Consider the following 22,960-nt stretch of genomic DNA (forward strand, 5'->3'; position numbering starts at 1 on the left):
TAATTTAAAACAGAGTCTTATATTAGTTCTATTTATCATCTTGTTTTTTTTCAAATACGTAATGACAGAAAGGTTCTAATTTAAAGGAATTAGGGACTTCTTTTAATGAAATATAATCTTTATCAAAATCGCTATCCCAAGGGTAGAGGGTAACCAAATCATCTCCAAAAATATCTAAAACATAAATTTCTTTATCTATATTAGCAAAAAGTTTAAAAAGAGGCTTTTTTGGAAGCTCTTCTTTAGGAATAAAGTTATTATCCTTAAGACTTAATACTAAGTCCTTTAATATTCTAATATCTTCTTCATCTACAACTATTTCACTATAAATATTCATATCTAATATTCTAATTTTAGGAGTAGTGTTTTCAAGTGCTTTTTCTAGGTTTTTTGTGTGATAAGAGAGTGAGGTTTTTTCTTTATTAAATATGTTCATTGTATTACATGAGGTAAAACCTAAACACAATAATACTGCTGTAATTAAGATTAGAAGTTTTTTCATGAAATCATATCACCTCCTTAAGTTTAATTTATGAAATTTATGTACTTTATAGAACTTTTTCTTAAATTTTGAATAATATATATTATTACGATACTTTATAAAACTAAGGAGATGCTTTATGAAATACGTATTAGATATAAAGAACTCCGATATAAGAGATTTTTTTATGGAAAAGTTAATTGAGAATGGAAATTTAATTATAGATTATTCAAATGAAGAAGGAGGTTTAGAAAAAAGTTTTTCAAAAAAGAATTTATTAAAGGCTGATTTATTTGTAAGGATAAATTTTGATGTGGATTATGAAAAGAAAATAGAGTTTTTTGGAGAGGAAAAAATATTAAGAAAAATGATGGCTTTAAATTTAGACGATATGATTGAGTATCTAAATTTAGGAAAGATATTTATAAAAAGTTATAGTGGACTGTACTTAGTCAAAAATTTAGAGTCTTTATGCTTAATTATTAATATAAGTGATGAAGAAAATGAAAAAATAGATAGAAGTAAATTAAAAGAAGTTTTATACAAATTAATAATAGAAGCAAGTTAAGAGGAATTTGGACTAGTATAAACTAGTCCTTTTTCTCTTTTTCTGAACATATTAAGTTTATTTCTTCTGAAATATCATGACTTTTAGATTTGCTTATTAAAAAACCTACGGATAAGAATAATAAATTTCTTATTTCAATAATAGAGGTACTTTCTTGATCTATATTTACAAGAGAACTTATCATAAGTACTATTAATGAAAAAAATGATATTATACTAGCTATTATTGTATAGAGGTTTTTAGAATTTGATTTATCTTTCTTTAACACATTATCACCAAATAAATATCCAAAGATTGAAGACATAATAGATTGAATAGTTAATAAAGATGGGTTTTTTAAATAATCTATATAGAATATAGAAATAGCAGTAAAGAAAAAAGATATCAATCCAAGTAAAATAATGACTTTACTAGCTAAACAGTGCTTTTTTATCAATTGAACTAAGTATAGATTTTTAAAATAGGTATTTATTTTTGAGAATATTTTCATAAGAATACCTCCTATAACATATAGTATGTAAATGTGAAAAATATGTTATTTCAAATTAATATTTAGCCTTATAAAGGCATATATATGATTAAATAGCAGTATTTTTAGGAGGAACTTGTGGATATTATAGGAAGTATCAATACTAGGTTTATAAGTAAAAATGAGCAGGGTAAGAAGGAAATAATAAGTAAAATAAATAATATAGCATTAAGTGGAGCTAATATAATAAGAATGAATCTTTCTCATAGTAAACATGAAGATGTATTATTTTGTATAAATTATATAAGATATAATCATAAAGATATTAGAATACTTTTAGATTTACAAGGGAATAAGGTGAGAGTTTCTAATCTTCTTAAAGAAACATTTAAGGTTATGAAAGAGGAGATTGTTTATTTTTGTTCAGAGGATGCCTATGAAATTTATAAGAATAATATTTATGAAAATAACAAGTTAATTCCTCTAAACATAAAAAACAAGTTTATATATAATAAAAAGTTTAAAAAAATATTTATGAAAGATGCAACAATGGAATTTGGAGTTATAAGTAATAATAATGGATTAATAAAAACTAAAGTTAAATTAGGTGGAGTTGTAAGAAGTGAAAAAGGGTGTAATCTTCCATTGCTAGATAGAAAAGAGTGGGGGGTTACAGATAAAGATAAGAAAGATATATCTTTTGCACTAAATAATGGAATTGATATTATAGCATATTCATATTGTTCATATGTTGATGAATGTAGAGAGTTTAAAAATTATGTGTTTAGAAATGTAAATAAAAATCAAGTCTTACCTAAACTATGGGGAAAAATAGAGACTAATGATGGATTAAATAACATAAAAGACATAGCAGAAGAATTAGATGGAATAGTTATTGCAAGAGGAGATTTGTCGGCAGAAATTGGAATTAAAAATGTACCAATTGCCCAAGAAAAGATATTATATACATTAAAAAAACAAAAGAAAGAGGTTATTGTTGCTACAAATGTTTTAGGAAGTATGAATAGATTGAATATTAAAAATCCTACCATAAATGAATTAAGTGATATATATAACTTAATTAAACATGGAGCCACTGGATTTATGCTTACAGGAGAGACTAGCACTGGAAAAAATGAAAAAGAGATTGTACTTGAGTTAAAATATGTTACGGATTATTACTACAAATTAATAAAAAAGTTGAAAAAATAAACTAAGTGAGCTTATTTCTCACTTAGTTTATTTTTAAATTTAATATTATAAATTTTTATTACTATTAAAAAACTTATAAATCCTAAAAGTATTCCACTTAATACATCACTTGGATAGTGAACTAATAAATATATTCTAGAAAATGCTATTAATGAAGCCAGTGTATAAAAATATACTTTGTATTTTTTTATACAGTAGGATAACATAAAAGCTGCTGCAAAGGAAGCTGAAGTATGGCCAGATGGCATTGAAAAACTATTTGGTTTTGATATTATTATGTTTAAATCTTTATATGTAACAAAAGGTCTAGGTCTTTCTATTAAATGTTTCAGTATGCCTTCTCCTAAAATAGTATTAACAATAAGCACTGCAAGAGTCAATATTCCTATTTTTCTATATTTTTTAGAAATTAAAAGACCTAAGCTTATAACAATCCAGATAAATCCTAAATTTCCTAATGAGGTGAAAAAAATCATTATTGGATTTAAAAAACTATTTTCTATGTGATTTTGGAAAAAGTAGAGAATATTTATATCTATATTTTGAATAAACATTTAAATCTCCTTTCTTTATTTAAAAATTTAATTTTATTATGTAATTATTTTTAGTATATTAAACTTTATAAAAAAAATTAATATTTTGCAATTGGAAAAAATAAAAAACAGACTTAAAAGCCTGTTTTTTATTGCTCGTCTTTTCTAAATCTTGTGACATTTACATTGTCTATAATAGTTAAGGTTCCAGTTTCAATCATAGGTTCTAAAATTTCAGCTAATTCATATATTTTTTCTGTGCTGTCAATAACTTCTATAATTATAGGAAGATTTCTAGCTAATATTTCTATAAAATCAGAATGTATTTTATGATGTCTATCAAGTCCTTCTATTCCTCTAAAAACTGTAGCGCCTAAAATATCTTTTTCTTTTAATTTAGCTAATATTTCAGTATAAAGAGGTTTTCCATTATACTTATCAGCTTCATCAATGAAAATTTTTAAAAAACTTCCTTTAAATTGTTTTTTCATAAAAAATTCCTCCTAAATATTAAAATAATAATCTAGCTACTTTTTGACCAAGTACAACAAAAATTAAACTACATCCTAAGTTTAACATAGCATTCTCTATTCCTAATACAATGTGACCATTATTTAACATACTTATAGTTTCATATGAGAAGGTTGAAAAAGTAGTAAGTCCTCCCATAATACCTGTTGTTAAAAATAATCTCATATTTGATGATATAAGAGCACTATCCATACTAAATTCCATTATGAATCCTATTAAAAGAGCACCTAAAATATTTGCCATTAAAGTACCATAAGGAAAGTTACCACCTAAATTTTTAGCTGCAAATATAGATATAAGGTATCTTGAAGCTGCACCAATAAATCCACCACACCCTACAACTAAAGCTAGTATAAGTTTCTGCATTTTGAACATCTCCTTGGATAATAATCTAAATAAGATAAATATATTTTAAAATAAAAATTTTTAATTTATGGATATATATTAACAAAATATTAATTGAAAGTAAAAAAAAATCAATAGCACATGATTTATAATAAAGATAATTTCTTAGCAAATTAGTAATAAAACATATTTTTAAAAATTAAAAAGCGTATATTTAGTAAATGAATGCTATAAATTAATAAAATATCTTATTAATTTAAATATAAATATATAATTTTGTTATATGGATAAATTTTAGAAAAGTTGAATAAATTATATATATATAAATATTGTTTATGAGTAAAAATATATATATTTTCAAATATTTAAAAAAATTAACAGAAAATATAAAAAAATCATCGTGTTTAAAAATCAACAAAAGTAAGATATAATGCTGGTTTAGAGGATATAAACTCTCTTTTTTTATAACATTGACTTTTATTAAATTATATTATAAATTAACTATAGAAACTTAAATCACTAAAATTTTTATAAAATTAATTTAGTAAAAATCATTTATTTAAAAGGGTGTAAAAAATGATTTGAGGATTTTTGTAAACGTTTGATGAAATTCTTTAGATTTAAGTATCTAGGTATAAAATGTATAAGGGGGATTTAAAAATGCTTAAACACAAAAAATTAAAGGCATTAATTTTAGGAGGAATGATTACAACATCAGCAGTGCTTACTGGATGTGGATCAAGTGGAAATACCTCATCAGAAGGTGGAGCAGGTGAAAAACCAGTTAACTTGGTTTGGTACACCATAGGTGATGCTCCAAAGGATAATGAAATGGTAGAAGAGGAAGTAAATAAATATTTAAAAGACAAGATAAATGCAACTGTTGATATAAAACATATTTCATTTGGAGATTACACACAAAAAATGAATGTATTAGCAAATTCAGGAGAAGACTATGATTTAGCATTTACATGTTCATGGGCTTTCCCATACTTAGAGAATGCTAGAAAAGGAGCTTTTTTAGAAATAAATGATTTGTTGGATGAAAAAGGAAAAGATTTAAAAAAGGTTATAGATGAAAGACTATGGAAAGGTGCTGAGGTTGATGGAGGTTTATATGCAGTACCAAACCAAAAAGAAATAGCTGGAGCACCTATGTGGGTATTTGATAAGGAGCTTGTAGAAAAATACAATATACCTTATGAAGACATTCATTCTGTAGAGGATTTAGAACCTTGGCTTAAAGTTATAAAAGAAAAAGAACCAGAATTCGTTCCATTCTACACACAAGGAGATGGAATTCCATTAGAATTTGATGAGGTATTAAGACCTTTAGGTGTATTCTATAATGATGATACCTTAACAGTTAAAAATATGTATGAAACTGAAGAAATGAAAAATATGATGGTTAAATTAAGAGAATACTATGAAAAAGGATATATTAATCATGATGCAGCTGTAAATAATATGAAAAATGAAGTTAAGAGATTTTTATGGAAAGCTGATGGTCAACCATATGCTGAGAATGGTTGGGGACAAAGTTTAGGAAGAGAGGTTGTTACTTCATCAATAATTCCTGCATATGTTACAAACAACTCAACAACAGGGGCTATGACTGCTATATCATCTACTTCTAAGCATCCAGAAAAAGCTATGGAACTTTTAAATTTAGTAAATACTGATTCAAAGTTAAGAAATATGCTAATGTTTGGATTAGAAGGAACTCATTATGAGAAAGTTGGTGACAATCAAATTAAGAGAGATCCTAATAATAATGGATACAATGTAACTAGCTGGGGATATGGTAATTTATTTGATACTTATGTATTAGATGCTGACCCAGTAGATAAATGGGATGCTTTTGAAGAATTTAATAAAAAAGCTAAGACTTCACAACTTTTAGGATTTAAGTTTAATACTGAGAAGGTTTCAAATCAAATTTCAGCTATGAACAATGTCTTAAATGAGTTTGAAAGATCCTTATATTCAGGTTCAGTAGATCCAGTAGATGCTTTAGAAAAATTAAATAAAAAGCTAAATGAATCAGGATTAGAGGAAGTTAAAGTTGAAATGCAAAATCAAATAAATGAATGGAAAAAATCAAATAAATAGTATATAAATTTAAAAATGAGGCGAGTAAATTCTCACCTCATTTATTTTTTAGAAATTTTTAAGTAAGTAGAAAAAAGAAAAGTAGTTTTAGGAATAAAATCAAATTTAAATAAATAAAATGTAAAGTAGAATCTATACTAAATATAAATCTTCTTTTTAAAAATTTTAAATAATTTTATTAATATGTATTTGTTAGGAGGAAATATTATGGCAAGATTTACTTTACCTAGAGACATATATCATGGAAAGGACTCTTTAGAAATACTTAAAACATTAGAAGGAAATAAAGCTTTCATAGTTGTTGGAGGCGGTTCAATGAAGAGGTTTGGTTTCCTGGATAAAGTTTTAAGTTATTTAAGGGCAGCTAATATAGAAACTAAGGTTTTTGAAGGAGTGGAACCAGACCCATCAGTTGAAACTGTAATGAAGGGTGCTAAAGAAATGCAAGAATTTGAACCAGATTGGATTATTTCAATAGGAGGAGGTTCACCAATAGATGCCGCTAAGGCTATGTGGATTTTCTATGAATATCCAAATTTCACATTTGAAGAAGCAATAGTTCCATTTGGATTACCAAAGCTTAGAAAAAAAGCTAAGTTCATAGCAATTCCTTCAACATCAGGAACAGCTACTGAGGTTACTGCATTCTCAGTTATAACTGATTATAAGGCTAAGATTAAATATCCTTTAGCTGATTTTGAAATTACTCCTGATATAGCAATAGTTGACCCTAGTTTAGCTGAGACAATGCCAAAAAAATTAGTTGCTCACACAGGAATGGATGCTTTAACTCATGCTATAGAAGCATATACAGCAGGACTTAAATCAAACTTTACAGATCCACTAGCACTTAAGGCTATAGAAATGGTTAATATAAATTTAGTAAATTCATATAAAGGAGATATGAAGGCTAGAGGAGAAATGCATGAAGCTCAATGTTTGGCAGGAATGGCATTCTCAAATGCATTATTAGGAATAGTTCATTCTATGGCTCATAAGGTTGGGGCAGTATTTCATATTCCTCATGGATGTGCAAATGCAATATTCTTACCATATGTAATTCAATATAACAGAAAAGTTTGTGAAGATAGATATGGTAATATAGCTAGACATATAGGATTAGAGGGAGAAAATGATGAAGTTTTAACTAATAATCTTATAAAACTTATTGATGAATTTAATAAGGAGCTAAATATTCCTTCATCAATGAAAGAATATGGAGTAGACGAAGAGGAATTTAAGAATAATCTTAAGTTCATAGCTCACAATGCTGTTTTAGATCCTTGTACAGGTTCAAATCCAAGAACTATTGATGATGAAAGTATGGAAAAACTTTATTCTTGTGCTTATTATGGAGAAAAAGTTGATTTTTAATAATTCCTAAAAATTTAAAACTTAATTTTTGAAAAGTTAAGTATATTTAAAAAGATAATTTAATTCTGTTTTAGCATAAGATTTTAATATCTTTTGAGAGTTTTAATTTAGTAGCTAAATAATTTCAAAAGATTTAAGCCTCTAAAAATTTTATTTAGAGGCTTTTTATTTACTTATAATTAAATAAAATATAGGAGAGAAGTATGTTTAAAATTTTAGAAAAGAAAAATTTAAATGAAAGTATATACCTTATGAAAATACACGCACCAAGAGTAGCTAAAAAAGCTAATCCAGGACAATTTATAATACTAAGAACTGATTCAGAGGGAGAGAGAATTCCACTTACTATAGCTGATTATGATAAGGATGAGGGATCAGTAACAATAGTTGTGCAAAGTATTGGAGAATCTACTAAGGAGTTGTCAAAGTATGATGAAGGTGAATATATAAAAGATTTCGTAGGACCATTAGGAAAAGCAAGTGATTTTATAAATGAGGATTTAGAAAAATTAAAAGAAAAGAAAATGATTTTTATAGCTGGAGGAGTGGGAGCTGCCCCTATTTATCCACAGGTTAAATGGCTTCATAACAGAGGAATAGAAGTTGATGTTATAGTTGGTGCTAGAACTAAGGAATTATTAATATTTGAAAATGAATTAAAAGAAGTATCAAAAAACTTATATATAGGAACAGATGATGGTTCTTATGAATTTAATGGAAGAGTTACAGACATTTTAAAAGATTTAGTTTTGAAAAAAGGAAAAAAATATGATAAAGCTGTTGTTATAGGCCCTATGATAATGATGAAATTTATGTGTGAGCTAACTAAAAATTTAGAAATACCTACAATAGTTAGTTTAAATCCAATAATGGTTGATGGCACAGGTATGTGTGGAGCCTGCAGGGTTACAGTAGGTGGAAAAGTTAAGTTTGCCTGTGTTGATGGTCCTGAATTTGATGGTCATTTAGTTGATTTTGATGAATCAATGAGAAGGCAAGTTATGTATAAAACAGAAGAAGGAAGAGCTTTATTAAGAAAAAAAGAAGGAACTTCCCATAGTCATGGTGGATGTGGTTGTAAGGGGGATAACAAAAATGAGTAATGATAGAAATAAAAAAGTTAAAGTGAGAGAACAGGATCCTTTAGAGAGAGCAAAGAATTTTAGGGAAGTTTCTTTTGGATACGATAGCGAAGAGGCAATTAAAGAAGCTAATAGATGTTTAGGATGTAAGAAAGCTAAATGTATGGAAGGGTGCCCAGTTTCTGTTAATATACCTTCTTTCATATCTTATATTAAAAATGGAGAATTTGAAAAGGCAGCAAAAGAACTTACTAAATATAATTCTCTTCCAGCAATTTGTGGAAGGGTGTGTCCTCAGGAAGTTCAATGTGAAGGAAAGTGTGTATTGGGAATAAAAGGGAAAGCTGTATCAATAGGAAGATTAGAAAGATTTGTTGCAGACTTTGCTAGAGAAAATTCTTTGAATTTGTTAGAAAAATCTGAAGAAAATTTAGAAAAAGTTGCAATAATAGGAAGTGGACCTGCTGGATTAACTTGTGCTGGAGAATTAGCTAAGCTTGGATATGATGTTACTGTTTTTGAAGCACTTCATGAAATAGGAGGAGTATTAGTTTATGGAATTCCTGAATTTAGGCTTCCAAAAGAAGAAGTAGTTAAATATGAAATAAGTCAGATTGAAAAATTAGGTGTAAAATTTGAAACCAACGTGGTTGTTGGAAAAAGTGTAGACATAGAAGAACTTATGGAAAATGAAGGCTTTAAAGCTGTATTTATAGGTTCAGGAGCAGGCCTTCCTAAATTTATGGGAATAAAAGGAGAAACTTTAAATGGAGTATTTTCAGCAAATGAAATATTAACTAGAGTAAATTTAATGAAAGCTTTTAAAGAAAATAGCAAAACTCCAATTAATATAGGAAATAAGGTGGCAGTAGTTGGAGGAGGAAATGTTGCTATGGATGCCGCTAGAACTGCTTTAAGACTTGGAGCCAAAACTCATATAATATATAGAAGAAGTGAAAAGGAACTTCCAGCTAGATTAGAAGAAGTACATCATGCTAAGGAGGAAGGAGTTATTTTTGACCTTTTAACTAATCCTATAGAAATAATAGGTGATGAAAATGGATGGGTTAAAGGAATAAAATGTGTAAAGATGGAACTTGGAGAAGCTGATGAATCAGGAAGAAGAAGACCAGTAGAAATTAAAGGTTCAGAATATATAATGGAGGTTGATAGAGTTATAATGTCTCTAGGGACTTCACCAAATCCATTAATATCTTCATCTACAGAGGGATTAAAGATTAATAAATGGGGGTGTATAGTTGTTGAGGAGGAAACTTTTAAGACAAGTGTTAATGGAGTTTATGCAGGTGGTGATGTAGTTACAGGGGCAGCCACAGTGATATTAGCCATGGGAGCAGGAAAAAAGGCAGCTAAATCAATACATGAATATTTAAGAAAATAGATAAACGAGAATTATAAATGAAAAACAACAAAAATACAATAACTAGGGTGATTTTTTGGGGTATTTTCCTGTTTACCTTAATAATATTAAAAGTTCTTACTCCTTTTAATGGTAAAGGAATAAAGCTTTTTATTATTTACTTGGTTTTAGTGTGTATATTATATAAGTTTTGGATTATTACAACTTATGGATTTATATGTAGAAATTGTGGATATGAATTTAAAATAGGAATAATTAACAGGTGTTTTAGTTTAAAAAACAAGAAAATTTGTCCTGTATGCAATTCAAAAAATTTAATTAAAGAGGGAATAAGAAACTATTATTTTGAAAAATGGGTAGATATAGATGAAGATTAAAATATTTAGTAATATTATGTTTATGAGGACAAGAAATCTTTGTCCTTATTTTTTTATATTAAATATTAACATTGTTTTAAAATATAGAGTATTTAATTATTATTTTTTGTATTGTTTTTATGAAAATAAGAATATAAAGTGAATATTATGTAAAAAATATATAAATAATAAGTGCTTTGAATATTATAAATGAAATGAATTTGACATAACTAAAGAGTATAATTTAAAATATAGAAAACATATAAAGTTTAGGAGGTAATAATATGAGAAGAGAATCAAATCCTACATTGGCAATTGGGTTTGATAAGGCTGTAAGTGATGGAACAACTATGACAGTAAGAGGAACAATAACTAAAATATTAATAATGACAGCTATTTTAGGAATTGCCTTTGTCTACAGTTGGATAGCTTTTCAAAATCCAGATATAAATTATAAAAGTGCATTGGTGGTATCAGGTGGAGGAGCTTTAATTTTAGGTATTATAACTTCATTTGTTCCTAAGGCAGCTCAATATACAGCATTATTTTATGCTGGATTTGAAGGGGTTTTACTTGGATCAATTTCAAGATATTTTGAAAATATGTTTCCAGGAATAGTATTCCCTGCAATGCTTATTACAATAATTTGTTTAGTTATGACAGTACTAATATATAGAAGAACACCAGAAATTGCAGGAAGAATAAGCAAGGGTGTGTTTATAGCTATAATGTCAATAGCTTTAGTTTATTTAGTTTCTATGATATTTAGCTTATTTGGAATAACATTACCGATATTCGGTTCAGGATTATTAGGAATTGGCTTTAGCTTATTTGTTGTTGTAGTTGCTACAATGAGCTTAATAATGGATTATGACTTTATTTTAAAAGCTTCACAGTATGGATACCCAAAATATATGGAGTGGTATGGTGCTTTTGGATTAATGGTAACATTAATTTGGTTATATACTCAAATATTAGAGCTTTTAGCTAAAATAGCATCAGATAATAACTAATTACTTAAATAACCAGTGGTTTTTCACCATTGGTTATTTTTTTAGTTTTTTTAAGTAATTTTTACTAAAAGATTAAATTATTTAAAAGATTTATATATTTATATTTACATATATAGTAAATAAAGTATAATTGTTGTATATAAAAGCGTGTTATAAGATTTAATATTGGTATTTAAGGATTATTGTTGTAAATTGGCAGTAAGTTAGGAGGAAATATGGAAAATAGAAAGGATAAAAGATTAATTGATGATTTTAATAACTTGGTTTCAGAAATAAGTAAGGATGTTTTCAATAAATCAATATATAGAGATTTAAAGTTAACAGAGGAAAATTTGATTAAAACACTTACAAATACCTCTGAAAAAACTGCAATCATAAATAGGAATAATCTGATTAGTTTACAAAACAATCTAAAAGTTATATTAGATCAAGCTGTAGAGGATTTTAATGTTGGAGTTCAAAATGGAGAAAAGCTTTTTGAACATAAGGCAGATAAGTTTTTAGAGAAAACAAGAGAGGTTTCAGAAAGATGTCAGGCTGATATTATTGAAACTAGCAATAAAACAAATAATTTAAAGAGTAACATAGAAATTTTAAATGAAAATGTTAGAAATATAAATGAAAGTATAGAGTATTTATCTTCAGCTGAAGGTGTTAATAATTTAGATAATCTAAAGGATTTAATAATTACTTTAAATAATAGTATAGAACTTAGTAATAAAATATCACTTAAGTATATTAAAAAGATGGAAGAAATGGATAAAGGGTTTAAAAGTGATTATATAAAAATAATGAATTGTGTAAATAAGCTTGAAAATAAGATTAATCTTGAAAAGATTGATGCTTCATATGCCATTAATGAGTATAAGGAGCTGATTGAAATTAGTTTAGATGAGTTTCAAAAAAAAATATTTATTGAAATAAATGAATTTAAGGATTTACTTGAGGAAGGAAATACAAATACAGATAACAAAATGGAGTTTATAAATAGCACATTGCCAAAATACAATAGTGATGTGGTAGATTCAGTTAGAAGAATTGGAGATAGAATTAATTCTTTAGAAAAGAAGATACTCATTAGAAATAAAATTGAAAATAAAGAGGAAGAAATTAGTGAGCGTATTAAAAATGAATTTGATAAAAAGTATAATTTTCTAGTACTTATTATAATTGCTTTTGGAATTATTTCGATTATATTTTAGATGAGGTTAATTATGAGTGGACCAATAGTAAAAGAAGAGATTTTAATTAAAGGAAATAATAAGGATTTATCACGTGATTTTTTAAGGTTTTATAAGAGGTTAAATAAATGTAATAGTGATTATTTAAGTGAAATTATATATATAAGAATAAAAAAAAGATTGATTTTAGTTAACAAGTTATTAGATAAAATATATGAAGAAAATAATATTTTGGCAGAATATAGATTTGAGAATGAGGATTTAAATAAAATATACGAAGAAATAAAGAAATCTATAATTTTACTAGACTCTATTTATGAGGGGGTAAATTATAGTAATTATGAAGAATTTATTATCAATTTAAAGTTAAAAATACTCCCTAATATAGAATTACATTTAGAAAAATATGAAAGAACCTACGATTACTATAAAACTTTAAAGAGGGAATTTGAAGATGTTAGTAATAATACTATGGAGCTTTGCAAAAGAGAGGTTAAAGAGTTTTTAGAAAAAAGTCAAGAAGAGGCTAAAGAATTAATAAATAAAGAATACAAAGAAATATTAAAGTATATAAAAAGTTGTGATAAGAAAGATGTTAATCTTATGGCTTTAAATAAAATAAAGGAGGAAGTTTTTAATATAGAAAAACTTAATTTAGAAGTATTTAATTTATATACAAAGTTTAAAGAAATTATTATAAATAACTTTAAAGATTTAAGCTTATTAAAAAAAGAGCATGAGAATAATAACTTTGAGTTTAAGAGTGAGCTTTTAAATCTTAATAAATTAAATAAAAGGTATTTAAAGATTATAGAAGAATATAGTTCTTTTGGCCTTAAAGAGAAAATAATAAAGGATTTAAATGAACTTTTAGGAGCAGATACATTTAAAGAAAAATTATTTGTTGAATATATTTATACAAATGATTTTGTTAGCTCTGAATATGAGAAAGACTTTAAAACTTTTGTTTGTGAATTGAAAGAAAAATTTCATGCAGAGGTGTATATAAAATTTATGGAATATTATGGTGATATGAATAATTTTAGAGAAGAAAAATCTTTGTTAGTAAAAATATATGACGAAATTAATTGTATGTCTTTTAATGAAATGAGTAAGGTTTCTTTAGTTGATATACTTAATCATAGTAAATTAAAATAAAAGGTTCTTTTTTTAGTGGAGGTTAATTTCTAGCTATATCTAGAAATTAACAATAGTTTAAAACAGAGCAAAATAAAAAGATTGATAGAGCGTATTCTAAAATATATTAAATCTAAAAAAATTGTAGATAAAGTACTTCTTATTAGCTAAGTACTTTATTTTTTTACCACTTTTACATAAATTTTGACCAGTTAAGCAATATAACTTTAAATTTATTTAAAGTTATTATAATATCAAAATATAAGGGGGATGTTATATGGGAAAAAGGATATTAGTAGCTATAATCTTACTTTTGGTTATAATTATTTGCTTTGCTATGAATATTACAAAAAGAGCTACCACTTTAGATATTAATCAAAATAAAATAGTTTCATTAAAATATTATGTAGATGAAAATACATATAAAAACTATTATACAATTCCGAAAGATTTAAAAAATAAAAGTGTAGATAATATATTGAATTCTTTAAATGAAAATGAATTAAACAAAGGTATAAAGATTTCAAAAGTTAAGAATTCTAACAGAAAAATATACATGATTTTAGAAGGGAAAGAAACTATAATAATTAATAATAATAAATTAGATGATAATAAATACATAGTTCAATTTTATGGAGATTCGTTTTTGGATTTAAATAGAAAATATAATTACATAATGATAGATTCAGAAAATATTAAAAATGTGTTTTTAAATTTAGATGAATATTTCTTAGGAAAAAATTACATAGATAATAAAATATCGATATAAAAACGATTTCATACTGTGAATCGTTTTTTTTATTTTGAATTTAAAGCTAAATAATGTAGAATAATAATTAATATAATTTTAAAAGGAATAAAAAGGAGAGAGTATAATATTGAAATTAAAGATAAATAAAAATATCAAGATATCTATAAAATTTGCTTTTATAACAGGGGTTCTTATTTTAGTTTTCTTTGGTTTTAGAAAAATGTTTAAAGAATTTAATATGACGTATTTTAATATGTATAGAGATAGACTTCATTTTCCCCAACTTATGATAATTGGAGTAGCAGGAATATTGGCATATATGCCTTTATCTTTATATGATTTTATTTTAAAGAAAAATGTAGGAATAGATATTCCAAATAAAAAACTATATAAGTACTCATGGATAGCAAGTTCCATAGCAAGTTTATTAGGATTTGGAGGAGCAACCTCTTTGGCATTTAAACAATATTTTTATGGAAATCACGTAAAAGATAAAAAGAAACTTTTAAAGGAAATAGGAAAGATTATAATATTAAATTTAAGTGGATTATCAATACTTTGTTTAATATATATAACATTAGATTTTAAAAGCATACAAAGTATGGGATTAATAAAATATGTAGTTTTTGCAATTTCTCTTTATACACCAATTTTGATTATAAACTCAATATATACATATAAAAAGAGAAAAGAAAAAGGGGAGGAAAGTTTCACTATTAAAATAATTGGGGTTTCATTTTTAGAATGGATAACAAATGTAATATTTATATACCTAATATTAGTGATAACAGGATCTCATATAAATATATTAGAATGTTTTTATGTATATGTTAGAGCTATGGCCATTGGTATTGTGAGTATGGTACCTGGAGGACTTGGTACATTTGATTTAACATTTATTGAGGGGTTTAAAAATTTAGGAATTCCAATAGAACAGACATTTCTAGTTATTATATTATATAGAATAGGATATTTTATACTTCCAGCAATAATTGGAGTTTGTTTATACATACATGATTTCGGAATGAATTTTAAAGAATTACTAAAAAACAGAAAATAAAACAAAACTCATCATAGATTTTCTATGATGAGTTTTGTTTTTTTAGTTAAAATTATTTTTTTAATAGACTTTTTTATAATTTTTGTACATTTATAGCCATAGGACCTTTTTCTCCATGGGTTATATCAAATGATACACTTTCACCTTCATGTAGGTCTTTTTCAGGACCTTTTGATTTTACTTGAGATATATGCACAAATATATCATCTCCTTCATCACAAGCTATGAAGCCAAATCCTTTTTCTTGATTAAACCATTTAACTATTCCTGTTCTACTCATAAAACATTCTCCTTAAGATTAAAGTATTAAACAAAAATAGTATTTGCAAAATTAATATAATTAAACACTAATTTAATATATTAATTTTGAAAGCATATATTCTATATATTAATATGTTTGAATTTATGATCTTCTACTTATTTTTAATTAAAAATAAGTAGAGAAAATGTCAAATTTAAAATGTATTTAGTTGAAAAAATGTAAAATTTAAAATATATTTAAAAGTAGAAATATTATGGAGGAAAGTTTTGATATTGTATGTTTAAAATAGTTGGGTTATTAATTGGAATAGGATTTATAGCATATTATTTTTTTATAAATAAAATAGAGGGAAAAACTACTTTTACTAGTTTTTATTTAATAAGTGGAATATCGATAGTAATATATTCAATAATTATCAACAAATTACTTAGATATGAAATGTTTAGTAAGATTTATAATCCGCTAAAGAATATCTTCTCAATAGGAATAGTTATATTTGTGATTATTGAAGTTCTTATAATATTGTATCCTAAAAAGAAAGTTGTAAATTGTGATTATGTTATAGTTTTAGGATCAGGTATAAGAGGAGATAAATTAACTTTAACTTTGAAAGATAGACTTCTTAAAACTTTAGAATATTTAAAGAAAAGTGAGTTTAAAGGAAAGATAGTTTTATCAGGTGGACAAGGCCATGATGAAAGCATAACAGAGGCTAGTGCTATGGAGAAGTTTTTGTTTTTAGAAAGTATTGATAAAAAGAGATTATTACTAGAAGAGAAATCTACTAATACTTATGAAAATTTAAAGTTTTCTAAGCTTATATTAGAAGAAGACAGTGAAAAAAACATTGAAAACTTAAAAGTTTTAATTATAACAACTGATTTTCATGGAATGAGAAGTGCTTTTTTAGCTAAGAGAAATGGGTATAAAGATATTAATTTATATACAAGTAAAAGCAAATGGTATCTCATACCAATTATGTATGTTAGAGAATTTTTTGCTTTAGTAAAATCTTTTTTGTTTGATAGAAATTAATGAAATCAGATTCAAATAAACTGCTCTTCTTAAAATTTTGTATGTAGTTATGAATTAAAATATAAAATAAGAATTAGAATATAAATATAGTTTAAATTTATAGGAATTTTATAAAAAATATTACTTTTAACATAAAATAAAAAAATTTTTATTTACAAAATATTTAAAAATGCTTAATATAAATATAGGGCAATGTAATCTTTGAAATTTAAGTTTTAGTTTGGAGGTGGTGTAAATGGAAGGAGATCCCCTTAGTAGAAGGTTTGGTTGTAATTTTAAAAACAAGAAGAGGATAGGTATGCTATTTGTGCCACAACTAACTATGTTTTTATAGATAATTTAATAAATATTGGCTAGTTTATCCTCTTTGATAATTAGAAAAGAGGAAATTTTATGAGTGATAGAATAACAAAAAAAGAATTAAAAGATATTTTATTAAAGTATCCAAATGAAGGTACTTTAGATTTATTAGAAGATATTCATCCAGCTGACATAGTTGACTTATTAGAAGAGGATGAAAAGAATATAAAGCTTATAGGTAAGCTTTCTGATGATATGATTGCAGATGTAATAGATTTTGCTAAAGATGAAAATAAAATTTTAATTTTAAAAAGTTTGCCTGAAGAAAAAAAGAAGAGTGTATTAAACAAAATAGCATCAGATGAGCTTACAGACTTAATGGCTAATCTTGATCGTGAAGAAACAAGTAAATTGCTTTCAAGCATGAAAGTTAAGGAAGCTAAAGATGTAAAAAAATTATTAACCTATGCTCCAGATACAGCAGGTGGAGTAATGGCTACAGAATATATATCAATAAAAGAAACAATGAGTGTTAAAGAAACTTTAGAATATCTTCAAATTGTTTCCCCACAGGCTCAATCAGTTTATTATATATATGTTGTTGATGATTTAGGTATTTTAAAAGGTGTTGTATCATTAAAAGAACTTGTTGTAAATAAATTTGATGAAAAAATATCAGATATTGCAAATAAAAATGTAATCAGTGTTCCTTTTGATATGGACCAAGAAGAAGTTGCAAATGTGTTCGATAAATATGGACTTTTAACAATACCAGTAGTTGATTATAAAGATATGCTTTTAGGTATAATCACAATAGACGATGTTATTGAAATAATAAAAGAAGAAACAACAGAAGACATACACAGATTAGGTGGAGTTGATGGAGAAGAAAAGGTAGATAGTACAGTTAAAGAATCTGTAAAAAGTAGATTACCTTGGTTATTTGTAAACTTAATAACAGCTTTTTTAGCTTCAGCAACTGTAGGACTTTTTCAAAATACAATAAGTAAAGTTGTAATTTTAGCAACATTCATGCCAATTGTAGCAGGTATGGGTGGAAATGGTGGAACTCAAACACTAACAATCATAGTAAGAGGTATTGCCTTAGGAGAGTTAACATTTAAAAATGCAAAAAGAATATTCTTTAAAGAAATTTGTGTTGGAATTTTAACAGGTGCTGCCACTGGTGTTGTTACTGCTTTAGTTGCTGTTGTTTGGTCACAAAAACCAGCAATTGGATTAGTTATTGGATTAGCAATGGTATTAAATATGACAGCTGCTACATTTGCAGGATATTTAGTTCCAGTTATACTTAAAAAATTAAAAGTAGATCCAGCCTTGGCATCAGCAGTTTTTGTTACAACAGTTACAGATGTATGTGGATTCTTCTTTTTCTTAGGACTAGGAACATTATTCTTACCATATTTAACTTAAAATATAAAAGAAGGTGTAGTTTTTGGACAAAAAGAGCTTTAAAATAAAAAATATACTAATGATAATAATATTATCTCTTATTATATTTATAGGAGGAAATTTATTTTTAAGTAATAAAGCAAATTTAGAAGTGTCAAATAATAACCAAGGAATAATGAGTATTCAAGAAAGAAATAATTGATTTCAAATCGTCATAATTAAGGTTTAATTTAAAATTTTAATTATGGCGATTTTTATATTCATATTTTATTCATAAACTTAGAATATTATAAAAAAGAGGTGATTAAAATGTGTGGATATTCTTTTAATTCTGGATTTATGGGCGGGTTTGGGCTTATTATGCCTCTAATGATCATAGCAATGCTTATAGTTACAATTGCAATAGGTTATTTCTTATTTAATATTATTAGAGAGTTTAGTAATCCTAATAAAGAAGCTTTAAAAGAGCTTTCAAAAAGATTTGCAAATGGAGAAATAAGTAAATCTGAGTATGATGAAATAAGAAAGAGTTTATAATAAAAAAGTTGGCATGATTTTCACGCCAACTTTTTTATTTATCTTTACATTTAATATGTTCTACTAAAGAAATTATAAATCCTATAAAACATAAAATTGCTACTAATATATATACGAATCTCATACCGCTTATGAAAATTTCAGGTTTTCCAGGAATAGCACCTAAAACTCTAAATCCAGCTATATCACTCATTTTAGCATATAAAATAGAGGTTGAAGCTGAAACACCAAATGCTAGTCCTAAATTTCTTATTAGGGCATTAGTACCACCTGCTATTCCTAATTTGGTTTTAGAAACAGAAGACATTATTAAATTTGTATTTGGTGACTGAAATAATCCATTTGCAAATCCTAATAATGATAACATTAAGAATATTATTAATTCTTTTGATTCTCCATTCAATGAAGCTAATAAAATTAGGGAAACCCCAGTTAAAAATAATCCTACTAATGTAAGAAGTTTACTACCTATTTTATCTGATAAGCTTCCACTAAGTGGAGCAACAACAAATAAGACTATAGGATAGGCTGTCATTATTATAGAAATTTTACCAGGTGAATAAGATAATATATCATTTAAGTAAAATGGTTGAATAACATTAATTGTGTTTATAGCTGTGAAAGATATAAATGCACATATTAAACTAACAGAAAATATAGGCTTTTTAAATAAATCTAAATGAAGCATAGGATTTTTTGTTTTAGCTTCAAAGATTAAGAATAAAGATAAAATAACAAAGCCTAATAGTAATCCTAAAACAACATAAATACTACTAAATCCCAGGTGTTGACCTAAAAGTATAGAAGTGAATATTAAAATTGTTGAAAGGAAAAACATTATAGCACCAGGCTTATCCATTTCTTCTTTAGTATTTGATACTCTTATTGGTAAGTATTTTTTAGCAAATATATATGATACTATACCTATAGGAATATTTATTAAGAATATGTAATGCCATGTGAAATATGTTACTATAAATCCTCCTAAAGCAGGTCCTAATATTGATCCAAGGGCAACAAAAGAACCAGATATTCCTAATGCTTTTCCTCTTTCATTTGGAGGGAAAACATCAGTTATGATACCTTGATTTGTAGCCATTAGCATTGAAGCCCCTATAGCTTGAATAACTCTAGAAAAAACCAAAATATTTAATGATGGTGACATTCCACAAAGAAGTGAACCTAAAACGAATATTAGAATTCCTTTTATAAATATAGAGCTTTTAGAATTCATATCTCCAAGTCTACCAAATATTAATATGGTTGCTGAAATAACTATTAAATAAGAACTTATAATCCACTCAGTTCCAGCCATGTTAGAACCTAAATTTTTCTGTATAATTGGAAGTGCTACATTTACTATACTACTATCTAAACAAGCCATAAATGGTTGCATTACCAATACGGCTAGTATATACCATCTCCTTTTATGTATTTCCTCAGCTGAAGTTTGAAGATTTCTTTTAGTATCAATCATCCAATCATCTCCTTTATTTAATTATGAACTATACAATTATAAGACTACTGATTTTAAATGTCAAAATTGAAAAAATTTATAATTCATATTATGAAAATGTTTAAAATATTTCTAATTTATTAATTTTTATAAAAGATTATAAATTTAAAAAAATAAAATATATTAATTGAAGTTTTTTATATAAAGATTAAATAATTTTAATCAAAATTATTTAATCTTTATATATTATATTTTAATTAAAAGTGCTAGAATTAGTTTTAATAATTAGATGGAAAGGATATTAAATTTATGAAAGAAAAAATATCATATTTAAACAATAACATCATAGAATATAAACAATTGATGGTTGGAATAGTTTTGGCTTTATTTTTAGCTGGTTCTCTTAAAGGAAGTTTTTTAGATATATTGTAGGAATATTAATATCTTTTATTATTATATTAGACTATGATGAAAATTTAGAGTTTTATATTAACAATAAGGAATTTCTAATCAAAAAGTATAAAAATGAGTTATTTATCATAATAGAAAGTTATATTATAGGAGTGGTAACGAATGCGGTATTTGGATTTATTATAAAAAATCAAATTTTTCAATTAAGTGAAGAAATTATGAAAAAAATATTAATTGCTTCTGTATTTATAGTCTTTATCATAAACATAACTTTTGTTTTATCAATTAATAATAAAATTTTAGAGAAAATAAAATATATAGAAATGGTTATTGTTCTTACATATCTAAATAGCACTTTTATAGATAAATTCATAAATTGGTTACCAATAATTATTTTTGAATTTGGATATGTAATTCTTAAAAATATTATTAATTTTAATACTAAGCTTAAGTTTTAAATTAATATAAAAAGTACTTATGGGAAAACTTATATTAAAAATATTTACGGAGGGTTAAAAATGATAAATAATCAATTAAACTTTAAATTAAAACCAATATGCTATCCAGCATACGGTGAATCAACTTCATCAACAGGAGAAGGATTTAAATTAAAACCATTAGATTTTAATTATGATGCGTTAGAACCATCAATAGATAAAGAAACTGTAAAAATTCATCATGACAAGCATCAACAAGCTTATGTTGATAAATTAAATAAAGCTTTGGAAAACCACCCTGAATTGTATGGAAAAACTTTGAGATATATACTAAGTAACTTAGATAATATGCCAGAAGATATAATGAAGGATTTGGTTAATCAAGGTGGTGGAGTTTATAACCATGAGTTTTATTGGAGTGTACTAGGAAAAGGATGCAATAGACCAGTAGGAGATTTAAAAGATGCTATAGACAGAGATTTTGGTTCTTTTGAAAAATTTAAAGAAGAGTTTAAAAAGTGTGGAGTAGGTATTTTTGGATCAGGATGGGCATGGTTAGTTTCAGATAAAGATGGAAACTTAGAAGTTATATCTACTAAAGACCAATCAACTCCAATTTCGCTAGGATTAATTCCATTATTAACAATGGATGTTTGGGAGCATGCATATTACTTAAAATATGAGAATAAACGTATAGAATATATAGAAAATTTCTTTGATATAATAAATTGGAAAAAATGTGACGAATATTATATAAATAGATAATAAATAAATTTTTTAATGGAGACTTATTTTTTAGGTCTCCATTTAAAATTTTATTTATAAAATTATTCAATATGAAAGTTGAATACTTATAAATATAAAAAAATGATACTATTTTCGAAAAGTCTTCAAACCTTAATTTGGAAAAATATATGATAATAACTCTCAATTGTTGAAGTTAAATAAAAAAATTGAGTTTTTTTAGAAAAAATTTTAGAAATATATTGTTACATGGCCATTGTTTTGTTAAAATAAACGTGAGGGTAATTTAATATCCCATAGGGACGAAAAAAGTCCCGAGTTGTTAAGAGGAATAGATATAGTAAAACATAATTTACTATAAGTTATTTTTTAGGGAGGAGAAATGAATATGATGTATTCAAGCGAAGTTCAAGAAATGTGTGTAATTGCTAAAGGTCCAAACCATGGTCCAGCACCAATCCCTGTAGAAGGTAGATGGGTTCAATCAAAAGAAATAAAAGATGTTTCAGGTTTAACTCACGGAGTTGGCTGGTGTGCACCACAACAAGGAGCATGTAAATTAACTTTAAACGTTAAAGACGGTATCATAGAAGAAGCTTTAATAGAGACTATAGGATGTTCAGGTATGACTCACTCAGCTGCTATGGCTTCTGAAATATTACCAGGAAAAACTATATTAGAGGCTTTAAACACAGACTTAGTTTGTGATGCTATAAATACTGCAATGAGAGAATTATTCCTTCAAATAGTTTATGGTAGAAGCCAAACTGCTTTCTCAG

Annotated in this window: 27 protein-coding genes; 20 read left to right on the forward strand and 7 right to left on the reverse strand. The window is 25.7% G+C overall.

Annotated elements, in window-relative coordinates; genetic code table 11:
* Positions 1-28: 28 nt before the first annotated feature.
* The gene (locus Q1K13_RS10335; RefSeq protein WP_300350437.1) at positions 29-502 is read right to left on the reverse strand and encodes a DUF4883 family protein; all 474 of its coding nucleotides are present in this window, start codon (positions 500-502) and stop codon (positions 29-31) included.
* A 118-nt stretch (positions 503-620) separates the two neighbouring features.
* Here Q1K13_RS10335 and Q1K13_RS10340 point away from each other — a divergent pair, with 118 nt between their 5' ends.
* Positions 621-1,049, forward strand: coding sequence for a hypothetical protein (locus tag Q1K13_RS10340; RefSeq protein ID WP_300350440.1), 429 nt, complete (start codon positions 621-623; stop codon positions 1,047-1,049).
* 22 nt (positions 1,050-1,071) lie between these two features.
* Here Q1K13_RS10340 and Q1K13_RS10345 read toward each other — a convergent pair whose 3' ends face one another.
* The gene (locus Q1K13_RS10345; protein ID WP_300350442.1) at positions 1,072-1,539 is read right to left on the reverse strand and encodes a hypothetical protein; all 468 of its coding nucleotides are present in this window, start codon (positions 1,537-1,539) and stop codon (positions 1,072-1,074) included.
* A gap of 117 nt (positions 1,540-1,656) precedes the next feature.
* Between Q1K13_RS10345 and Q1K13_RS10350 the strand changes: the two genes are divergently transcribed.
* Positions 1,657-2,730 (forward strand): pyruvate kinase, encoded by a 1,074-nt coding sequence (locus tag Q1K13_RS10350; RefSeq protein ID WP_300350445.1) that lies wholly within the window; start codon positions 1,657-1,659, stop codon positions 2,728-2,730.
* Positions 2,731-2,741: 11 nt separating this feature from the next.
* Here Q1K13_RS10350 and Q1K13_RS10355 read toward each other — a convergent pair whose 3' ends face one another.
* The 3 genes from Q1K13_RS10355 to crcB form a co-directional block, all read right to left on the reverse strand.
* Complete coding sequence (locus Q1K13_RS10355; protein WP_300350447.1) at positions 2,742-3,284, reverse strand: phosphatase PAP2 family protein; 543 nt, start codon at positions 3,282-3,284, stop codon at positions 2,742-2,744.
* Positions 3,285-3,412: 128 nt separating this feature from the next.
* Entirely contained in the window at positions 3,413-3,754 is a 342-nt protein-coding gene (locus Q1K13_RS10360) for a DUF190 domain-containing protein (protein WP_300350449.1), read from the reverse strand.
* 19 nt (positions 3,755-3,773) lie between these two features.
* Positions 3,774-4,160 carry a fluoride efflux transporter CrcB gene (crcB, locus tag Q1K13_RS10365; RefSeq protein ID WP_300350452.1) on the reverse strand — a complete coding sequence of 129 codons (387 nt, stop codon included), beginning with the start codon at positions 4,158-4,160 and terminating at the stop codon, positions 3,774-3,776.
* Positions 4,161-4,799: 639 nt separating this feature from the next.
* Between crcB and Q1K13_RS10370 the strand changes: the two genes are divergently transcribed.
* From Q1K13_RS10370 to Q1K13_RS10415, 10 genes are all read left to right on the forward strand, one after another.
* Positions 4,800-6,251, forward strand: coding sequence for an ABC transporter substrate-binding protein (locus tag Q1K13_RS10370; protein ID WP_300350455.1), 1,452 nt, complete (start codon positions 4,800-4,802; stop codon positions 6,249-6,251).
* Positions 6,252-6,458: 207 nt separating this feature from the next.
* Entirely contained in the window at positions 6,459-7,625 is a 1,167-nt protein-coding gene (locus Q1K13_RS10375) for an iron-containing alcohol dehydrogenase (RefSeq protein ID WP_300350457.1), read from the forward strand.
* A 203-nt stretch (positions 7,626-7,828) separates the two neighbouring features.
* A complete protein-coding gene (locus Q1K13_RS10380) occupies positions 7,829-8,728 on the forward strand; it encodes a sulfide/dihydroorotate dehydrogenase-like FAD/NAD-binding protein (RefSeq protein ID WP_300350458.1) in 900 nt (299 codons plus the stop codon).
* Positions 8,721-10,109 (forward strand): NADPH-dependent glutamate synthase, encoded by a 1,389-nt coding sequence (gene gltA, locus Q1K13_RS10385; protein WP_300350460.1) that lies wholly within the window; start codon positions 8,721-8,723, stop codon positions 10,107-10,109. Before Q1K13_RS10380 ends, gltA begins: the two co-directional genes overlap by 8 nt.
* A 17-nt stretch (positions 10,110-10,126) precedes the next feature.
* Positions 10,127-10,465, forward strand: coding sequence for an FmdB family zinc ribbon protein (locus tag Q1K13_RS10390; RefSeq protein ID WP_300350462.1), 339 nt, complete (start codon positions 10,127-10,129; stop codon positions 10,463-10,465).
* A gap of 263 nt (positions 10,466-10,728) precedes the next feature.
* A complete protein-coding gene (locus Q1K13_RS10395) occupies positions 10,729-11,457 on the forward strand; it encodes a Bax inhibitor-1/YccA family protein (protein ID WP_300350463.1) in 729 nt (242 codons plus the stop codon).
* Between the two features lie 215 nt (positions 11,458-11,672).
* The gene (locus Q1K13_RS10400; protein ID WP_300350464.1) at positions 11,673-12,659 is read left to right on the forward strand and encodes a hypothetical protein; all 987 of its coding nucleotides are present in this window, start codon (positions 11,673-11,675) and stop codon (positions 12,657-12,659) included.
* A gap of 12 nt (positions 12,660-12,671) precedes the next feature.
* On the forward strand, positions 12,672-13,796 hold the full coding sequence (locus Q1K13_RS10405) for a hypothetical protein (RefSeq protein ID WP_300350465.1): 1,125 nt from the start codon (positions 12,672-12,674) through the stop codon (positions 13,794-13,796).
* 256 nt (positions 13,797-14,052) lie between these two features.
* A complete protein-coding gene (locus tag Q1K13_RS10410) occupies positions 14,053-14,544 on the forward strand; it encodes a hypothetical protein (protein WP_300350467.1) in 492 nt (163 codons plus the stop codon).
* Positions 14,545-14,653: 109 nt separating this feature from the next.
* Positions 14,654-15,586: a flippase-like domain-containing protein gene (locus Q1K13_RS10415; RefSeq protein ID WP_300350469.1), complete on the forward strand. Its 933-nt coding sequence runs from the start codon at positions 14,654-14,656 to the stop codon at positions 15,584-15,586.
* Positions 15,587-15,659: 73 nt separating this feature from the next.
* On the opposite strand, the gene Q1K13_RS10420 is transcribed toward Q1K13_RS10415, so the two are convergent.
* Positions 15,660-15,866, reverse strand: coding sequence for a cold-shock protein (locus tag Q1K13_RS10420; protein WP_300350471.1), 207 nt, complete (start codon positions 15,864-15,866; stop codon positions 15,660-15,662).
* A 258-nt stretch (positions 15,867-16,124) separates the two neighbouring features.
* Here Q1K13_RS10420 and Q1K13_RS10425 point away from each other — a divergent pair, with 258 nt between their 5' ends.
* From Q1K13_RS10425 to Q1K13_RS10440, 4 genes are all read left to right on the forward strand, one after another.
* A complete protein-coding gene (locus Q1K13_RS10425) occupies positions 16,125-16,883 on the forward strand; it encodes a YdcF family protein (protein WP_300350473.1) in 759 nt (252 codons plus the stop codon).
* Positions 16,884-17,276: 393 nt separating this feature from the next.
* A complete protein-coding gene (gene mgtE, locus Q1K13_RS10430) occupies positions 17,277-18,617 on the forward strand; it encodes a magnesium transporter (RefSeq protein ID WP_300350475.1) in 1,341 nt (446 codons plus the stop codon).
* Between the two features lie 22 nt (positions 18,618-18,639).
* Positions 18,640-18,798, forward strand: coding sequence for a hypothetical protein (locus Q1K13_RS10435; RefSeq protein WP_300350477.1), 159 nt, complete (start codon positions 18,640-18,642; stop codon positions 18,796-18,798).
* Positions 18,799-18,905: 107 nt separating this feature from the next.
* Positions 18,906-19,133, forward strand: coding sequence for an SHOCT domain-containing protein (locus Q1K13_RS10440; protein WP_300350480.1), 228 nt, complete (start codon positions 18,906-18,908; stop codon positions 19,131-19,133).
* Positions 19,134-19,167: 34 nt separating this feature from the next.
* Here Q1K13_RS10440 and Q1K13_RS10445 read toward each other — a convergent pair whose 3' ends face one another.
* Complete coding sequence (locus tag Q1K13_RS10445) at positions 19,168-20,610, reverse strand: MFS transporter (RefSeq protein ID WP_300350482.1); 1,443 nt, start codon at positions 20,608-20,610, stop codon at positions 19,168-19,170.
* A 288-nt stretch (positions 20,611-20,898) separates the two neighbouring features.
* Between Q1K13_RS10445 and Q1K13_RS10450 the strand changes: the two genes are divergently transcribed.
* From Q1K13_RS10450 to Q1K13_RS10465, 4 genes are all read left to right on the forward strand, one after another.
* Entirely contained in the window at positions 20,899-21,021 is a 123-nt protein-coding gene (locus Q1K13_RS10450) for a hypothetical protein (RefSeq protein ID WP_300350485.1), read from the forward strand.
* Positions 21,022-21,218: 197 nt separating this feature from the next.
* Complete coding sequence (locus Q1K13_RS10455) at positions 21,219-21,458, forward strand: hypothetical protein (RefSeq protein WP_300350488.1); 240 nt, start codon at positions 21,219-21,221, stop codon at positions 21,456-21,458.
* A gap of 60 nt (positions 21,459-21,518) precedes the next feature.
* Positions 21,519-22,202: a superoxide dismutase gene (locus tag Q1K13_RS10460; protein ID WP_300350491.1), complete on the forward strand. Its 684-nt coding sequence runs from the start codon at positions 21,519-21,521 to the stop codon at positions 22,200-22,202.
* A gap of 367 nt (positions 22,203-22,569) precedes the next feature.
* Positions 22,570-22,960 (forward strand): iron-sulfur cluster assembly scaffold protein (locus Q1K13_RS10465; RefSeq protein WP_300350495.1); only part of this gene is annotated, 391 nt, incomplete at its 3' end.

The organism is Clostridium sp. (assembly GCF_029267215.1).
Taxonomy (GTDB): Bacteria; Bacillota; Clostridia; order Clostridiales; family Clostridiaceae; genus Sarcina.

What these genes read in the sequence shown, in the direction of transcription:
- Q1K13_RS10420 (WP_300350471.1), bottom strand. Translation starts at nt 15,866, where the DNA reads ATGAGTAGAACAGGAATAGTTAAATGGTTTAATCAAGAAAAAGGATTT.
- Q1K13_RS10455 (WP_300350488.1), top strand. Translation starts at nt 21,219, where the DNA reads ATGAAAAAAATATTAATTGCTTCTGTATTTATAGTCTTTATCATAAAC.
- Q1K13_RS10390 (WP_300350462.1), top strand. Translation starts at nt 10,127, where the DNA reads ATGAAAAACAACAAAAATACAATAACTAGGGTGATTTTTTGGGGTATT.
- Q1K13_RS10380 (WP_300350458.1), top strand. Translation starts at nt 7,829, where the DNA reads ATGTTTAAAATTTTAGAAAAGAAAAATTTAAATGAAAGTATATACCTT.
- Q1K13_RS10440 (WP_300350480.1), top strand. Translation starts at nt 18,906, where the DNA reads ATGTGTGGATATTCTTTTAATTCTGGATTTATGGGCGGGTTTGGGCTT.
- Q1K13_RS10405 (WP_300350465.1), top strand. Translation starts at nt 12,672, where the DNA reads ATGAGTGGACCAATAGTAAAAGAAGAGATTTTAATTAAAGGAAATAAT.
- mgtE (WP_300350475.1), top strand. Translation starts at nt 17,277, where the DNA reads ATGAGTGATAGAATAACAAAAAAAGAATTAAAAGATATTTTATTAAAG.
- Q1K13_RS10460 (WP_300350491.1), top strand. Translation starts at nt 21,519, where the DNA reads ATGATAAATAATCAATTAAACTTTAAATTAAAACCAATATGCTATCCA.
- Q1K13_RS10410 (WP_300350467.1), top strand. Translation starts at nt 14,053, where the DNA reads ATGGGAAAAAGGATATTAGTAGCTATAATCTTACTTTTGGTTATAATT.
- Q1K13_RS10395 (WP_300350463.1), top strand. Translation starts at nt 10,729, where the DNA reads ATGAGAAGAGAATCAAATCCTACATTGGCAATTGGGTTTGATAAGGCT.
- Q1K13_RS10445 (WP_300350482.1), bottom strand. Translation starts at nt 20,610, where the DNA reads ATGATTGATACTAAAAGAAATCTTCAAACTTCAGCTGAGGAAATACAT.
- Q1K13_RS10425 (WP_300350473.1), top strand. Translation starts at nt 16,125, where the DNA reads ATGTTTAAAATAGTTGGGTTATTAATTGGAATAGGATTTATAGCATAT.
- Q1K13_RS10400 (WP_300350464.1), top strand. Translation starts at nt 11,673, where the DNA reads ATGGAAAATAGAAAGGATAAAAGATTAATTGATGATTTTAATAACTTG.
- Q1K13_RS10355 (WP_300350447.1), bottom strand. Translation starts at nt 3,284, where the DNA reads ATGTTTATTCAAAATATAGATATAAATATTCTCTACTTTTTCCAAAAT.
- gltA (WP_300350460.1), top strand. Translation starts at nt 8,721, where the DNA reads ATGAGTAATGATAGAAATAAAAAAGTTAAAGTGAGAGAACAGGATCCT.
- Q1K13_RS10345 (WP_300350442.1), bottom strand. Translation starts at nt 1,539, where the DNA reads ATGAAAATATTCTCAAAAATAAATACCTATTTTAAAAATCTATACTTA.
- Q1K13_RS10450 (WP_300350485.1), top strand. Translation starts at nt 20,899, where the DNA reads ATGAAAGAAAAAATATCATATTTAAACAATAACATCATAGAATATAAA.
- Q1K13_RS10370 (WP_300350455.1), top strand. Translation starts at nt 4,800, where the DNA reads ATGCTTAAACACAAAAAATTAAAGGCATTAATTTTAGGAGGAATGATT.
- Q1K13_RS10340 (WP_300350440.1), top strand. Translation starts at nt 621, where the DNA reads ATGAAATACGTATTAGATATAAAGAACTCCGATATAAGAGATTTTTTT.
- Q1K13_RS10375 (WP_300350457.1), top strand. Translation starts at nt 6,459, where the DNA reads ATGGCAAGATTTACTTTACCTAGAGACATATATCATGGAAAGGACTCT.
- Q1K13_RS10360 (WP_300350449.1), bottom strand. Translation starts at nt 3,754, where the DNA reads ATGAAAAAACAATTTAAAGGAAGTTTTTTAAAAATTTTCATTGATGAA.
- Q1K13_RS10335 (WP_300350437.1), bottom strand. Translation starts at nt 502, where the DNA reads ATGAAAAAACTTCTAATCTTAATTACAGCAGTATTATTGTGTTTAGGT.
- crcB (WP_300350452.1), bottom strand. Translation starts at nt 4,160, where the DNA reads ATGCAGAAACTTATACTAGCTTTAGTTGTAGGGTGTGGTGGATTTATT.